Origin of the sequence: Pseudomonas caspiana, assembly GCF_002158995.1 — a bacterium.
Lineage (GTDB): Bacteria > Pseudomonadota > Gammaproteobacteria > Pseudomonadales > Pseudomonadaceae > Aquipseudomonas > Aquipseudomonas caspiana.
Window position 1 is genome coordinate 326,915 of the sequence record NZ_LOHF01000003.1, and the last position, 14,890, is coordinate 341,804.

14 protein-coding genes are annotated in these 14,890 nt (G+C 57.5%); 6 read left to right on the top strand and 8 right to left on the bottom strand.

Annotated features, from left to right (window positions below; all coding sequences use genetic code 11):
* Window positions 1–55: 55 nt before the first annotated feature.
* Complete coding sequence (locus AUC60_RS06275; RefSeq protein WP_087265222.1) at window positions 56–976, bottom strand: LysR substrate-binding domain-containing protein; 921 nt, start codon at window positions 974–976, stop codon at window positions 56–58.
* Window positions 977–1,305: 329 nt separating this feature from the next.
* On the opposite strand from AUC60_RS06275, the gene AUC60_RS06280 reads away from it, so the two are divergent.
* The gene (locus tag AUC60_RS06280) at window positions 1,306–2,205 is read left to right on the top strand and encodes an AEC family transporter (protein ID WP_087265223.1); all 900 of its coding nucleotides are present in this window, start codon (window positions 1,306–1,308) and stop codon (window positions 2,203–2,205) included.
* Window positions 2,206–2,420: 215 nt separating this feature from the next.
* On the opposite strand, the gene AUC60_RS06285 is transcribed toward AUC60_RS06280, so the two are convergent.
* Both AUC60_RS06285 and ptrR read right to left on the bottom strand, forming a co-directional pair.
* The gene (locus tag AUC60_RS06285) at window positions 2,421–2,762 is read right to left on the bottom strand and encodes a hypothetical protein (RefSeq protein ID WP_087265224.1); all 342 of its coding nucleotides are present in this window, start codon (window positions 2,760–2,762) and stop codon (window positions 2,421–2,423) included.
* A gap of 227 nt (window positions 2,763–2,989) precedes the next feature.
* Window positions 2,990–3,865 (bottom strand): putrescine utilization regulator PtrR, encoded by an 876-nt coding sequence (gene ptrR / locus AUC60_RS06290; protein WP_087265225.1) that lies wholly within the window; start codon window positions 3,863–3,865, stop codon window positions 2,990–2,992.
* 100 nt (window positions 3,866–3,965) lie between these two features.
* On the opposite strand from ptrR, the gene AUC60_RS06295 reads away from it, so the two are divergent.
* Together AUC60_RS06295 and AUC60_RS06300 are read left to right on the top strand one after the other, a co-directional pair.
* On the top strand, window positions 3,966–5,357 hold the full coding sequence (locus tag AUC60_RS06295; protein WP_087265226.1) for an aldehyde dehydrogenase family protein: 1,392 nt from the start codon (window positions 3,966–3,968) through the stop codon (window positions 5,355–5,357).
* Window positions 5,358–5,814: 457 nt separating this feature from the next.
* Window positions 5,815–6,684, top strand: coding sequence for an isocitrate lyase/PEP mutase family protein (locus AUC60_RS06300; RefSeq protein ID WP_087265227.1), 870 nt, complete (start codon window positions 5,815–5,817; stop codon window positions 6,682–6,684).
* Window positions 6,685–6,710: 26 nt separating this feature from the next.
* Here AUC60_RS06300 and AUC60_RS06305 read toward each other — a convergent pair whose 3' ends face one another.
* On the bottom strand, window positions 6,711–7,301 hold the full coding sequence (locus AUC60_RS06305) for an NAD(P)H-dependent oxidoreductase (RefSeq protein ID WP_087265228.1): 591 nt from the start codon (window positions 7,299–7,301) through the stop codon (window positions 6,711–6,713).
* Window positions 7,302–7,431: 130 nt separating this feature from the next.
* On the opposite strand from AUC60_RS06305, the gene AUC60_RS06310 reads away from it, so the two are divergent.
* Together AUC60_RS06310 and AUC60_RS06315 are read left to right on the top strand one after the other, a co-directional pair.
* Window positions 7,432–7,995: a TetR/AcrR family transcriptional regulator gene (locus AUC60_RS06310; protein ID WP_238599522.1), complete on the top strand. Its 564-nt coding sequence runs from the start codon at window positions 7,432–7,434 to the stop codon at window positions 7,993–7,995.
* Window positions 7,996–8,006: 11 nt separating this feature from the next.
* The gene (locus AUC60_RS06315) at window positions 8,007–9,710 is read left to right on the top strand and encodes an amidase (RefSeq protein ID WP_087265229.1); all 1,704 of its coding nucleotides are present in this window, start codon (window positions 8,007–8,009) and stop codon (window positions 9,708–9,710) included.
* A 13-nt stretch (window positions 9,711–9,723) separates the two neighbouring features.
* Here the strand turns inward: AUC60_RS06315 and AUC60_RS06320 are convergent, their stop codons facing one another.
* Entirely contained in the window at window positions 9,724–10,218 is a 495-nt protein-coding gene (locus AUC60_RS06320; RefSeq protein WP_238599523.1) for an NUDIX hydrolase, read from the bottom strand.
* A gap of 440 nt (window positions 10,219–10,658) precedes the next feature.
* Between AUC60_RS06320 and AUC60_RS06325 the strand changes: the two genes are divergently transcribed.
* Window positions 10,659–11,771, top strand: coding sequence for an endonuclease/exonuclease/phosphatase family protein (locus AUC60_RS06325; RefSeq protein WP_087265231.1), 1,113 nt, complete (start codon window positions 10,659–10,661; stop codon window positions 11,769–11,771).
* Window positions 11,772–11,813: 42 nt separating this feature from the next.
* On the opposite strand, the gene AUC60_RS06330 is transcribed toward AUC60_RS06325, so the two are convergent.
* The 3 genes from AUC60_RS06330 to AUC60_RS06340 all read right to left on the bottom strand — a co-directional run bounded on the left by AUC60_RS06330 (window position 11,814) and on the right by AUC60_RS06340 (window position 14,887).
* Entirely contained in the window at window positions 11,814–12,446 is a 633-nt protein-coding gene (locus tag AUC60_RS06330; protein ID WP_087265232.1) for a response regulator transcription factor, read from the bottom strand.
* Entirely contained in the window at window positions 12,439–13,509 is a 1,071-nt protein-coding gene (locus tag AUC60_RS06335) for a sensor histidine kinase (RefSeq protein WP_087265294.1), read from the bottom strand. Before AUC60_RS06335 ends, AUC60_RS06330 begins: the two co-directional genes overlap by 8 nt.
* Window positions 13,510–13,582: 73 nt before the next feature.
* Window positions 13,583–14,887 (bottom strand): ABC transporter ATP-binding protein, encoded by a 1,305-nt coding sequence (locus tag AUC60_RS06340; RefSeq protein ID WP_087265295.1) that lies wholly within the window; start codon window positions 14,885–14,887, stop codon window positions 13,583–13,585.
* Between the last annotated feature and the right edge of the window lie 3 nt (window positions 14,888–14,890).

The window sequence follows — 14,890 nt, forward strand, 5'->3', positions numbered from 1 at the left end:
GTTGTCGTATGCCAATACGTCGTCAATCCTTAACTCTTTGTTATGACGCAGCGGGCTATGGCGCATCGAACAACTTGAAGCCACTGGCACGCAGGGTTTCACGCAGGTGCTCAACGAACGTTTGCGCGAGTTGCGCCAACGGCTCACGGCGCAAATGCACCAGACTGACTGTCAGACGCTCTTGCTGAAGAAATGGCAGAACAGCCATGTGCTGCACGCCCGAGGCGCGCCAGGAAATCTCGTCAACCACGGAAAACCCTGAACCATTTTTGACCAGTGCACAGGCGTGGTGCGGTGAATCCACTTCGATGTTCGGTCGATAGGCCAGTCCGGCCTGCTCGAATGCGGGCTTCATGATATTGAAAAAAGGCGTATCGGAGGGATAGCCGATAAATGGGGTGCCCAGCAGCGCCTCCGGCAATAGCTCGGCCGGAACCCTCTCCAGGTCATGCCCTGCGGGACAGATCACCAATACGCGAATGTCACTCAAAGGGATGGCGCGCAGATTGGGGTGATCGATGGGAAACAGTGAAACGCCAAGGTCGGCCTGCTGATCCAGCAATCGATCACGCAACAGCACATGGCGCAGGCATTCCAGGCTGACCCGGATATCGTCGTTGCTACGCCGGAAAGCAGCCACGGCGTCCGGCACCATTTGATGCCCCATGCTCGGGCTGCTGGCGATACGCAACACTCCATGGCGCTGCTGAACCAGGTCCAGCAAGGTGGTATTGACCCGCTGGATATTGCGATACACCGACTCGACATCAGTAAACAGCCGCCTCGCCTCAGGAGAAGGATAAAGCCGCCCCTTGACCCGTTCGAACAAGCGAAAGCCAATCCGTGCTTCGGTATGGGACAACATACGGCTCACCGCCGGCTGGGACACCAGCAGCAACTGGGCAGCGCCGTTGATCGAGCCCGTGATCATCACTGCGCGAAACACTTCAATCTGTCGCAGGTTCAGAGATTGCATTGTGTAGCTCTCTCCTTGCTTTTTTCGTGAAAACCGTTTTTCCGTGCGAGATGTCGTGTTCGCCAGCGACCGTAGTACCGGCTTCAGCAGGGGGGCGTCGTTACATGCGCTGAATTATTTGTCAGGAATGTAGGCCTCCCGACTGAAGCGGTCCTACAGTTGCAACTCACCCGCCTGGAAAACACTCGTCATTGCAGCAAACGCATAACATAAGGTTAATCAGGTATAGCAATTAGTATGCCAAGCCATTAATTAGCCTGAAAAAAACACTGACAGATCGTTTCATCCACGGTAATAATGCCCGCACATTTTTTCCGGAGCCTCATGCCGTGGCCGTGCCGCAAGCTATTTTGCCGATCTTTCTGTTGATTGTTCTGGGCTACTTTCTGCGTCGTCGCGGCACGCTGACCGCGGAGAGCAACAAAGCCTTTGGCGAACTGGCGTTCAAGCTATTCATGCCCATGGTGCTGTTCATCGGCATGGCCAAAGCACCGCTGCATGAGGGCCTGAACACAACGATTCTGGCGGCCTACTTCATTCCCGCGTTGATCATCTTTGCCGGGGTCAATCTGGTTGCCCATTGGCGCATCGGTCACCCGACACCTTTTGGTCTGACCGCTGCCTTTGGCAATAACGGGTTAATGGGCATTGCGCTGGTTGCCAGCCTGTTCGGCAATCCCGGCCTGGTCCTGCTGTTCACTATTCTGGCGGTGCACAGCCTGTTGCTGTTCAGCTTCCAGAGCCTTTACAACAGCTTCGCCGGTGATGAGCCTTTCAGTGCCAAAACCCTGGTCGGCAGCCTGGCCAACCCGATGATCATCGGCCTGTTGCTCGGCGTGTTGCTTAATCTCTCGGGCCTGACGATGCCGTTGTGGGCCGATCATCTGACGACCTGGCTGGCTCAGGCCGCCCTGCCCTGCGCCTTGATCGTGCTCGGCGGCAATCTTGCAGGTTATCGTCTGCGCCCCAGTATCGAGGCAGTTGGTATTACCTTTGCAAAACTGCTGATCATGCCCGTGCTGGTATTGGTGACCTGCAAGATTATCGGGATCAGCGGCACGCCACGTGCGGTTTTGATGCTGATGGCAGCGACGCCTTGCGGCCTGAATGTATTGGGCTTCTCACGAACGCAGGAAGACGTGCAGAAAACCAGCTCGGCCATTTGCCTGTCGACGCTGGTATCGGCGGTGACCATGCCGATGTGGATGTGGGTCGAAAGCTGGGTGTGATTCGAGGGAGAAGGCTTGACCGGGATGCGTCTGGAGATAGCGCGCGCCGGGGAAGCTACCCCCCAGCAACACATTGATCGCTCCGGACTCCGCAAACCATTGCGCTTGAGCGGCTGCGACTAAATCGAACCGCTAGTCAAAAAAAAATGAAGGCGTGAGGATCAGTCACAGGCAGGGCGACGCGTCAGCGCAGCGGGCTGCACTGAGTCAGGCCGTTACAGGCACTCCTGCGCTGCCTGTTCGAAACTGGAAGGCGTGAAACTGGAAGCCAACGGGCGGCGCTCATACAAGAATACCTTCCCTCCCGCCGGGGCCTTATACGCCTCAATTACATTGTCTGCCGCGATAGCGCTGGAGACGACAATCCGGTAGTGGCGCTGACTTTGTGACAACGTCGGCGTGAACTTACGCTCCTGCAACTTGGGCACCAGGCAATCTGTGTATTGCTCTGGCGATTTCGCCGTCTGCAAGACACGGGTCGGCTGATTGGGCGCAGAGGCGCAACCGGCGAGAAGAGAGACGGCAATTACAGAAGTACAGAGAAGAGAGAAACGCATGAAGAAAATCCTGAACAATGGATCTGCCAAGGGGCAGGGTTTGCAATGCAGGGTATTCTCCGGATTTATTCAGGAAACAGAAGTTTTAAGTCGTGATGATGAATATTGTTTAGAACGATAGTTTGAAACAGACCTGTTAAAAGCCAACTTATTGGCGAGACGGAACATGTAACTGTGTAGATTCGACGTCTCGCCAACAAGTTGGCTTTTACTGATCAGGTGCTTGATCATTTTTGCTGGACCACGCCCCGCTCTTCCAGCATGCGCACAAACATGGTCAAACTTCTCGACACGGTGCCTTTGCGCCATACCAGCCAGGTGCGCAAAAACCGGAACGCCTCTGCCATCGGCCAGACGCTGACGGTGGTACAACCCGGCATGCTCTGCAACATGCTGCGCGGCATGAGCGCCAGACCAGCACCGGCGCTGACACACGCCAGCATGCCGTGATACGACTCCATTTCGAAGATCTTGCCGGGCACTGCTGAGTCGTTGGCGAACCACTGCTCGAAGTGGTGCCGGTAAGAGCAGTTGGAGCGAAAGGCGTAAATGTTTTCGCCGCTGACATCCAGCGCTCGACCAATCGGCGCATGGTTGAGCGGCGCAATCAGCACCATCTCCTCCTCGAACGCGGGTACACCTTCAAGTGCCGGGTGCAAAACCGGACCGTCGACAAAAGCCGCCACCAGCCGACCGGCCAGTACGGCGTCGATCATGGTTCCAGAAGGGCCGGTGGAAAGATCCAGTTCAACCTTGGAGTATTGCTGGTTATAGGCCGCCAAGAGTTCGGGAATCCGCACCGCCGCTGTGCTCTCAAGTGAACCAAGGGCAAATGATCCCTGAGGTTCTTCACCAGCAACCGTGGCGCGAGCCTCCCCTACCAGATCAAGAATGCGCCGGGCGTAATCGAGAAAACTCCAGCCTGCTGGCGAAAGACGCAGACGGCTTTTTTCGCGGATAAACAGGTCCACGCCCAGATCCTGTTCCAGCTGTTTGATCCGCGTGGTCAGGTTTGAAGGCACGCGATGAATATGCTGCGCCGCTGCGCTGATGCTGCCCTGCTCGGCCACCGCCTTGAACATTTCCAGCTGAACCAGATCCACACCATTCTCCTTTCGTGAAAGATACGCTCAGCATTATTCAGTTTTCATAAAAACAATACCACCGTAATCTGAACCCAATCCCACCCGACAGGACGGTGCAATGACTACTATCTCCAGCGTTACCCATGCTATTTCGATCAACCCCGCCAATGGCGAACAGATCGGCCACTACGCATTTGAACCAGAACTGGCTCTGGACTCAGCCTTGAAGCGCGCATCCAGCGGATTTGCCACATGGCGTAAAACGCCGGTGACTGAACGCGCACAACTGATGATTGCGTTAGCCAATGCGCTGCGGGACAACGCCGCTAATATGGCGAACATGGTCACTCAGGAAATGGGCAAGCCGATTACTCAGGCCCGAAGCGAAATCGAAAAATGCGCACAACTCTGCGAGTGGTACGCCGAGCACGGCCCGGCCATGCTCGATGCCGAGCCGACACTGGTTGAAGGCGGCAAAGCGCAAATCGAATATCGCCCTCTCGGGCCGATCCTGGCAGTGATGCCGTGGAACTTCCCGATCTGGCAGGTGCTGCGCGGCGCAGTTCCAGTACTACTCGCCGGTAACACTTACGTTCTCAAACACGCGCCAAACGTGATGGGCAGTGCTTATCTGTTGCTGGACGCGTTCAAGCGCGCAGGTTTTATCGACGGTGTTTTCGAAGTCATCAACGTCACGCCTGATGGCGTTTCCAAAGCGATCGCCGACCCACGCATCGCAGCTGTCACCCTGACCGGCAGCGTTCGTGCCGGCATGGCGATTGGCGCCCAGGCGGGTGCAGCGCTGAAGAAATGCGTACTGGAACTGGGCGGCTCCGACCCATTCATCGTGCTCAATGATGCTGACCTGGACGACGCGGTACAGGCCGCGTTGATCGGCCGCTTCCAGAACAGCGGCCAAGTCTGCGCAGCGGCCAAACGGCTGATTGTCGAAGAAGGTGTGGTCGAAGAGTTCACCCGCAAGTTCGTCGAGGCAACTCGCCAGCTCTCGGTCGGCGATCCATTACTGGCAGACACTTACGTCGGCCCGATGGCCCGTTTTGATCTGCGTGATGAGCTGGATGGTCAGGTGCAAGCCACCCTGAAAGAAGGCGCAACGCTGTTGCTCGGCGGGAGAAAAACAGAAGGCTCCGGCAACTTCTATGAGCCAACGGTTTTCGCCAGCGTTACCGACCAGATGACCTCGTTCAAGGAAGAGTTATTTGGTCCGGTTGCCTCGATCATCACGGCCCGGGACGCCGAGCATGCCCTGGCATTGGCGAATGATAGCGAGTTTGGCCTTACCGCCACTGTCTACACCCGCAACGTTGATCAGGCTCGCAAAATGGCCGACGAACTGGAAACCGGAGGCGTGTTCATCAACGGTTACAGTGGCAGCGATCCAAGGGTCAGCTTTGGTGGCGTAAAGAAAAGCGGTTTCGGCCGCGAGCTGTCGCACTTCGGTCTCAGGGAATTCTGCAATGCGCAGACCGTGTGGCTGGATCGTCGTTAAGCGTCAGGTGACAATTTCTGCTTCCCTGCCCTCATCAGTGTGTCCTGTGGGCAGGGCTTTTACACAGGATTCACTGACGTGGGACCGGCTTTAGTCGGGAAAGCTGCCTGTCAGATGCCACATATTCAGCGGATGTCCCGGCCTCTTCCCGGCTAAAGCCGGTCCCACGTCAGTGAGTCCTGTGGGAGTAACCGGGGTGGCGCTCCACCTTGCTCGCGATAGCATTTAATAAGGCTATCGAAAGAAAGAACCAGCGTTCTGGTTTGCAGTTCTCTGATAAAAATCCCGTTGCGCGAATATACGCAATGAAAATCGTTTCAGCTCAAGCACAACCCCCTGCCAGACGGCGATCATACACTTTGTGCATGGGCCATTCTCAAACGTCATAACCCTATATTTTTGTGCGTGGTAGTCTCGCGCCACTACGAATAGAAGATGCCTAGAATCAGGAAACGTCATGCCCAGAATTTCCCACTTGGCGCTGCGCCAGAATTTTCGCGCGCTACTTGCTTCACAAACCTGCTTTGAAACCGCCTCTGTCTTCGATCCGATGTCTGCACGAATCGCCGCGGACCTGGGTTTTGAGGTAGGCATCCTGGGAGGTTCAGTGGCATCGCTGCAGGTATTGGCAGCTCCAGACTTTGCGCTGATTACCCTGAGTGAGTTTGCTGAACAGGCCACCCGAATCGGCCGCGTTGCACAGCTGCCTGTCATCGCCGACGCCGACCACGGTTATGGCAATGCCCTGAACGTGATGCGTACCGTTGAAGAGCTTGAGCGCGCTGGCGTAGCGGCATTGACGATTGAAGACACGCTGCTGCCTGCGCAGTTTGGTCGCAAATCGACCGACCTGATTACCATCGAAGAAGGCATCGGCAAAGTCAAAGCCGCTCTGGAAGCACGCATCGATCCTGAACTGTCGATCATCGCCCGGACGAATGCTGGCGTGTTGCCAGTCAAAGACATTATTGAACGTACCAAGGGCTACGAAAAAGCCGGTGCTGACGGCATCTGCATCGTAGGCATCAATGACTTCGAACACCTTGAGCAGATATCGGAACACCTCAGCGTGCCACTGATGCTGGTGACCTACGGGAATCCGAAGCTCAACGATTCGCAACGCCTGGCCAGCCTGGGTGTGCGCATCATCGTCAAGGGCCACGGCGCCTACTTCGCAGCGATCAAGGCGACTTACGACTCACTGCGCGCCCAGCGCCAGGTTACACACAGCACGTCGAACCTCAGCGCTACCGAGTTGACCCACACCTACACCCTGCCTGAGAACTATGTGGCCTGGGCCAAAGAGTTCATGGACGTCAAAGAGTAATCACGGCGCCAGGTTGCGGCTGGCGCTTACAAGGGAAAAATGACGCTGCCTTTCTTGTAGGCAGCGTTCAGATGAACAGCAGGCTCCTGCGTTTCTGAATCGAGCATCAGCTCGGACGTGATTACTCTGGCCCCACAGTAATCAAAGATGCCGTGATCTATCTGCGTTTTCATGGCCGACGCATAGCCGTGACGCTCATAGGTTCCAGCATCTGCACCGCCGATGCCTACCAGATGCACCTCAAGGTCTGTGAGCTTCTTGATCAGGGTCGCTTCAGCGCTGAAGTCAAACGCCCAGCCATTGGAAAAGACCCGGTCTATCCATCCCTTGAGTAGCGCAGGCATGGACCACCAGTAAACCGGATACACGATAATCAAAGCATCTGCGCGATCAATGCGAGCCTGCTCGGCTGCCACGTCCGCCGGAAACGGCCCTTCTTTTCGATGGACTGCGATATCAGCAGCGGTAAACCGTGGATCGAACCCCGAAGCAGCCAGGTCGACCAATTCGACCGTGTTGGCCTCGCTTGCATCGCTGATGCCTTCTGCGATGCGCCTGGCAATACCGTGAGTGAGGGAGTTGGAATCGTGATGGCTGACGACGATGAGTGCGTGCATGGTAAAGCTCCGACGCTGGATGATTGCTGATGGATGTTCACAGCTATATACTTTTCGTACATTAATTTTAATTTACCTTTGGTATATAAGCGTGTCAAGCCAGTCTCCAAACGCAAAGCCGCGCCAACGCATGTCTCGGGAAGGTCGCCTCAGCCAGTTAATGGAGGTGGCATGGCAAATTGTTCGCGAGGAAGGCACAGAAAGCCTGACGCTGGGGCATCTGGCGCAAATCGCCGGGGTTACCAAACCTGTCGTGTATGACCACTTCCCCACTCGCCCACTGCTGTTGGCCAAACTCTATGCAGATTTCGATGTTCGACAAACCTCTCGCCTGGACGAAGCGTTGCGCAACAGCGATGCGACCGTACAGGCGCGAGCGAGAGTCATTGCCGACTCCTACGTCGATTGTGTGCTGCTGCAAGGCCGGGAAATCCCTGGCGTGATCGCAGCACTGAGCAGCTCTCCTGAGCTGGAGAAAATCAAACGTGATTACGAGCTGATCTTCATGGACAAATGTCGAGCAGCACTGGGAAGTCACAGTAAACCGAGTCAGATTTCAAATGCCCAGTTACGCGCCATGCTCGGCGCGGCGGATGCACTTTCCAATGCCGCCGCAGTGAATGAAATCTCCGCAGCCGAGGCGAAGTCCGAGCTTTATGAAATTATTCTGGCCATGACTGAAAGAGCTCATTAAGTGAGAACCCAATGATCAACGTCACAGAAGTTTCCATCGCCGACCTGCGTGCCGCGCTGGAGTCGGGCCAGACCACAGCCGTGGAGCTGGTCGAGGCTTATCTGGCCCGAATCGACGCTTACGATGGCCCGGATACATCGAGCGCGCTGAACGCAGTGGTGGTTCGCAACCCTCAAGCCCTTGCAGAAGCGCAGGCGTCTGACGCGCGTCGCGCCAACGGCCAGACCCTTGGCCCGCTGGACGGAATCCCTTACACAGCTAAAGACAGTTATCTGGTCAAAGGCCTTACCGCAGCGTCGGGAAGCCCTGCATTTGTCGACCTGATTGCTCAGCACGACGCCTTTACCATCGGACGCCTTCGCGCTGCCGGAGCGATCTGTCTGGGTAAAACCAATATGCCGCCGATGGCGAACGGCGGCATGCAGCGCGGGGTCTATGGTCGCGCCGAGAGCCCCTACAACGCGGACTACCTGACTGCCCCGTTTGCATCAGGCTCATCGAATGGCGCTGGCACCGCCACCGCCGCCAGCTTTGCCGCGTTCGGCATGGCTGAGGAAACCTGGTCAAGCGGCCGAGGCCCTGCTTCCAACAACGGCCTGTGTGCCTATACCCCATCGCGCGGGGTCATATCGGTGCGTGGCAACTGGCCGCTGACGCCGACCATGGATGTTGTGGTGCCCTACGCCAGAACCATGGCTGACCTGCTTGAAGTGCTCGATGTGATCGTCGCAGAAGATCCCGACACCCGAGGCGATCTCTGGCGGTTGCAGCCGTGGGTAGCGCTTCCGAGTGTGGCTTCGGTGCGCCCAGCTTCTTATGGCGAACTTGCAGCGAGTTCACAGACGCTCGCGGGCAAGCGCTTCGGTGTGCCGCGTATGTACATCAACGCCGATCCGCTGGCAGGCACCGCAGAAAAACCGGGCATTGGCGGTCCGACTGGCCAGCGCATCATCACTCGCCCGTCCGTCATTGATTTGTGGCAAGAGGCGCGTAAGGCGCTCGAAGCCGCCGGGGCTGAAGTAATTGAAGTGGATTTCCCGCTGGTGTCGAACTGCGAGGGTGATCGTCCCGGTGCGCCGACGGTGTTTACCCGCGGGCTGGTCTCGAAAGAGTTCCTGCATCACGAACTGTGGGATTTGTCGGCCTGGGCCTTTGATGAATTCCTGCGCGCCAATGGCGACCCGGCACTGAATCGTCTGGCCGACGTCGACGGGGCGAAAATCTTCCCCCACGACCCAGGCACCCTGCCCAACCGTGAAGACGATCTGGCTGCCGGTATGGATGAGTATGTGCGCATGGCAGAGCGCGGGATCACGCCGTGGAATGAGATCCCTACTCTGCCGGACGGCCTTCGCGGGCTGGAGCAGACGCGTCGCATCGATCTGGAAGACTGGATGGAAGGCCTGGGCCTTGATGCCGTGCTGTTCCCGACCGTTGCCGATGTGGGTCCGGCCAATGCCGATGTCGACCTGCAATCGGCCGATATCGCCTGGAGCAATGGCGTGTGGGTGGCCAACGGTAATCTCGCCATTCGCCACTTGGGCGTGCCGACCGTTACCGTACCCATGGGCGTGATGGCCGACATAGGCATGCCGGTAGGGCTGACGTTCGCAGGACGTGCGTACGACGACTCGAACCTGCTGCGTTTTGCGTCGGCGTTTGAGTCGATTGGCAACAAGCGGCTGATTCCGCCAAGAACGCCGACACTGAAGTGACGGTATTTAGAGCTCAGCTCGCGAGACGGGCTGAGCTCTTTTCCATATTGGCTGCGCAATGTTTGAGCAAGGCTTTGATTGAGCCGCGAACATTACGCTTGTCCAATTCTTTTGCTTTAAACCAGCGGCAGTCATCAATCTCGTTGGACGCTCGCGGCTTCTGGTGCTCTGCGCGCTGAGCCTCGAAGAGGAAATGAACGGCTTTGTCGTCCTGGTATTCCGAAACGTAGGCAAGCTGATCGAAGGTCAATCCGGTCTCTTCTGCCATTTCACGCATGGCAGCCTGCAGCGGTGTCTCACCCTGCTCGACGCGGCCACCTGGCAGGTTCCATTTGGCGTTGCGCTTGCGAACGAACAGGATCTCGCCTTGATGACGGCAGATCACGGTGGCGCGTCTTTTCAGGCTTTTATGCCCGGAGGTTGCAGCTTCCGTTGCACCCATGTGCGTTCCTTCAAAACGTTTATCTAAAGCCAATCCGGCGAATGCTCTTCGACGACAGTGCGCCATGCTTGTGTCGATATGATGACCACAGAGCTCGGCGGGAAGTTCAGCTCCAGGGCGGGATGCGATGCTCTGAGCTCACCCCGTAATTGTAGGAGCGCACGAGCAATGCGAGGCCGCGATGACGGTGTGTCAGGCAGAACGCTATCGCGGCCTCGCGGTGCTCGTGCACTCCTACAGGCTCCTTGTATGCCGAGCGGCATTCATCTCACTGTCACTGCGCCATGCAACTTCAGGGCGGGATACGATGCTCCGAGCTCACCCCGTAATTGTAGGAGCGCACGAGCAATGCGAGGCCGCGATGACGGTGTGTCAGGCAGAACGCTATCGCGGCCTCGCGGTGCTCGTGCGCTCCTACAGGCCCCTCGTGTGCCGAGCGGCATTCATCTCACTGTCACTGCGCTATGCAACGCTGAACGCTATCGTTCCATTCCTGAGGTATGCCCATGAGACTCGCCTCCTACAATGTTGAGAACCTGTTCAATCGCGCCAAGGCGATGAGCCTTGATGGCTGGGCGGAAGGCAAGCCAACACTGGAGCGCTTCGCGAAACTCAACGCGCTACTGGGACAGGAAACCTATTCCGTAGCCGACAAGACAGCCATGGTCAAATTGCTGGCTGAGCTAGGTCTCAACCGCTCCGACCGTGGCCCATTCGTAATGCTTCGGCAAAACCGTGGCAATCTGGTCAAGCGACCCCGCAACGGGGACATGACAATCGTTGCCAATGGTCGCGCGGACTGGACCGGGTCGCTTGAACTGATTCAGGCCCCGGTTGACGAAGAAGCCATGCGGAACACCGCCCGGGTAATGATTGATCTGCAAGCAGATGTGCTGGCGGTGGTAGAGGCAGAAAGCAGGCCAGCCCTTCGTGACTTCAATGCCGAAATCATCAGCGGGCTCGGCGGCGATGTGTTCAGCCATGTCATGTTGATCGACGGGAACGACGAGCGCGGGATCGATGTTGGCGTTACAAGCCGGGCAGGATTCCCCATCGGTCTCATGCGCAGCCACGTTGACGACAGCGATGACCGAGGCCAGCTGATTTTCTCGAGGGATTGCCCGGAGTTTTACCTGTCCACGCCCTCAGGCGCGCGACTCGTGCTACTCGTCAATCACCTGAAAAGCAAAGGCTACGGCAGCCTCGCCGACTCGGCCAAAAGAAGACTCGCCCAAGCCAACAGAGTGAAAGAAATCTACAACTCGCTCATTGAGCAAGGCGAACAGTACGTCGCCGTGGTAGGCGACTTCAACGACACGCCAGACAGCGACGCATTGAAACCGCTGCTCCAGGACACGCCCCTGAGGGATGCGTTTACCCACGAGCACTTCAACGACGGCGGCTATCCCGGAACGTACGGCTCGTGCAACGCCTCCAACAAAATCGATTACCTGCTGCTGTCCCCGGAACTGTTCAAAAAAGTCAGTGCTGGCGGGGTTTTCCGCAAGGGCATGTGGCCGGGCGCCAGACCCGTACGCTGGGAAACGTACCCCGAGCTCACCCGCAAAGAGAGCGCAGGCTCTGATCATGCGGCGGTCTGGGTTGATCTGGATATTTAGCCTTAGGGCTATTTGAGGGGCAACGCGGCAATACTTGTTCAATCAACTTTCGAGATTCAAACGCTCTGACATCTTGACCAGCGTCGCCAGCGAATCTGCGTTCATTTTGCGCATCAACGCGCCACGCCTTACCTTCACGGTTATTTCGCTGACACCCAATCGGGCAGCTACTTGCTTGTTGAGCAACCCTTGAACCACCAGTTCCATGACCTCTCGTTCACCGTCAGTCAGGCTGGCGTGACACTGTCTCAACTGATTGATCCGGGCCGCTGCTTCACGGGTTTGCTTGTCCTGACTCAAACCCTGACTGATGGCATCAAGCAGATCCTGCTCACGGAACGGCTTGGTCAGAAATTCGATAGCGCCCGCCTTCATGGCTTTCACAGACATGGGGATATCGCCATGACCCGTGATGAAAACCACCGGAAGCGTAATTCCCCGACTGCCCATTTCCCGCTGGAAATCCAGCCCGCTCATGCCCGGCATACGCACATCCAGCACCAGACAGCCGGGCACATCGGGCAATGTGGCATCCATGAACTCGCGAGCGGAACCGAACGTCATGCACGCCAGACCGACCGACGCCATGAGGTCTGCCAGGGATTCACGCACCGAGCGGTCGTCATCGACGATATAAACCCTGTCGGCAGTGCTTTCAGTAACTGTTTCAGGCATCGGATTCTCTTGCAGTCGCAGGCATCGTGAAGTGAAAGGTAGCGCCGAAGGGTGAGTTGTTCGAGGCCCAGATTCGACCGTCATGGGCTTCGATAATAGAACGGCTGATCGGCAACCCCATTCCCATGCCTTCAGGCCGGGTCGTATAGAAGGCATCGAACACCCGCTCGCAATCGCGCGGCAACAGACCGTTGCCTTGATCGGTAATAGAGAAACGTAACTGTTGCGGCGACTCAAGTTCTACATGACAGTCCAGCGTTCGCCGCTCGGGGCTTACCTCGCGCATCGCGTCGACCGCATTCATCGCCAGATTGAGGATGACTTGCTGAATCTGCACCTCGTCAGCCAGCAGCGGAGGCAAGCCTTCTTCAATCTGCACGTGCAGCGCAATTTCTTGTTCGGCCAATTCTCCGGCGATCAGCCGGAGCGCGCCCTTGACCGTATCTTCGACGTTCAGCCATTGCTTGGTCGGTGCCTGATGCCTCGCAAGGCTGCGCAACCGGGCGATGATGTCACTGGCACGATGCGAGTCTTCGATGATGCGCTCCACAGCCTGCCGGGCCTTAGGCAAGTTGGGAGGATCGGCGGCAATCCAGCGCAGACAGGCACTGCCGCTGGTGGCCGTGGCAGCCAGCGGCTGATTCAACTCATGGGCAATCGAAGCAGCCAGTTCGCCCAGCACATTGACCCGCGCGACATGCTCCAGGTGCGCTCGGGTCTGATGCACTGCACGAATGGCAGCCGACAAACGCAACGCCAGCCAGGTCGTACAGGCGATGGCCGCGAGGCTGATCAGGACATTCACCAGCCCCGACTCTGTATCGCCAAAACGCGTGAAGCGGTAACTCAGAATCGTCAGCAGCATACAAACGATGGACACGCCCACCACCGCCCGCGCCGGCAGGAACCTGGCGGCGATCAGCACCACGATCACTTGAAAGACCCCAACCGCAATTTCAAGATCAGTGACCGTGTCGATCGCAGCAATCCCCAATGCCAACGCCAACAACAGGACCAAACGAAGCGTTAACCGAGTCCGTCTCACTGGATCACCATCGCGCATCACCACTATCAGGATTGCAAACGCAGAGTGTATAGCGGCCAGCGTGGCCTGTTCACTGGAAACCTCAGTCTGCTCAGCAAGGGTTGTCCAGGCTGAACTGATCAGCCACATCGTCGTAGGCGAAAAGCTCAGCATAGCGACCCCACTGTGTCACGCAGTCCAGCGTAACGGCCGCATCACTTTGCGACATGAAGTCTTCCAGCTCATCCCGGAAGCGTCTCGCGGGTGCGGTTCGGCCTGGACGATCATCCAGCACCCGACGGATATGGCTGACCAGCGGCACGTACCTCAGCAAGTGCTGCGCAAACAACTGCTTGCGCTCATCCACATCTGACTGGGCATAACGCCGTCCGGCGGGAAGAAGCGTGATATCGCCCTCCTGCATTTGGGCAAATCGCATCAGTTGCAGCACTTCCGCCAACGAAAAAAGATCCTCGGAGGTGGAGCGCAATGCCGTAGCCAACTCGCGCAAATCGGCCTGACCGTCATAGGGAGAGTTGTCTACCGCCTCGATCAGCCCCGCCAACGCGTTGGTGGAAGTCAGTGGCAAGACCATACCGATGCCGTTTCCTGCAAACAGGCTTTCACGTGGCGAATGCACGGCGCTACCGCCCGCCATGTGCACGTAAATGCTTTCCACCAGCGCCTGAAAAGCAGGGTCTGTACGGTTGCGCGGCTGGGCGAGATCGACGTTGACTTCGCACATGATCCTCCCCGGATTGGAGGAAAGAATCAGGATGCGATCACACATCAACACCGCTTCTTCGATGTTATGGGTGACCATCAGAATTGACTTGATCGGCATCCGGCCTTCGCTCCAGAGGTCGAGCAAATCAGTGCGCAGTGTTTCCGCGGTCAACACGTCCAGCGCGGAAAACGGTTCGTCCATCAGCAGGATATCGGGGTCGACCACCAATGCACGGGCCAGACCGACACGCTGGCGCATGCCCCCGGACAACTCTTTGGGGTAGGCACTTTCAAACCCGTCGAGGCCGATCATATCGATAGCCGCCAGGGCCCGTCGGCGCCGCTCGGGCGCTGCCACGCTCAATGCCTCAAGACCGACTTCCACGTTCTGCAGCACGGTTAACCACGGGAAAAGGGCGAAGCTCTGGAACACCATCCGCACTGAAGTCGACACACCCGACGCGTTCGCCGGAAAGGCAACCACCCCCGTGGTGGGCGACACCAGCCCTGCGATGGAGCGCAACAACGTGGATTTCCCCGAACCCGAACGCCCCAGCAGCCCAATGACCTCGCCGTCGTTGAGACGCATGGCGACATCATCCAGCACCACGCGTTGGGTGCCGCCCGCCGTGCCGTAAACATGACCGAGCCCTTGCACATCCACCAGGCAACGCTTGTCGATAACTTCCATTGG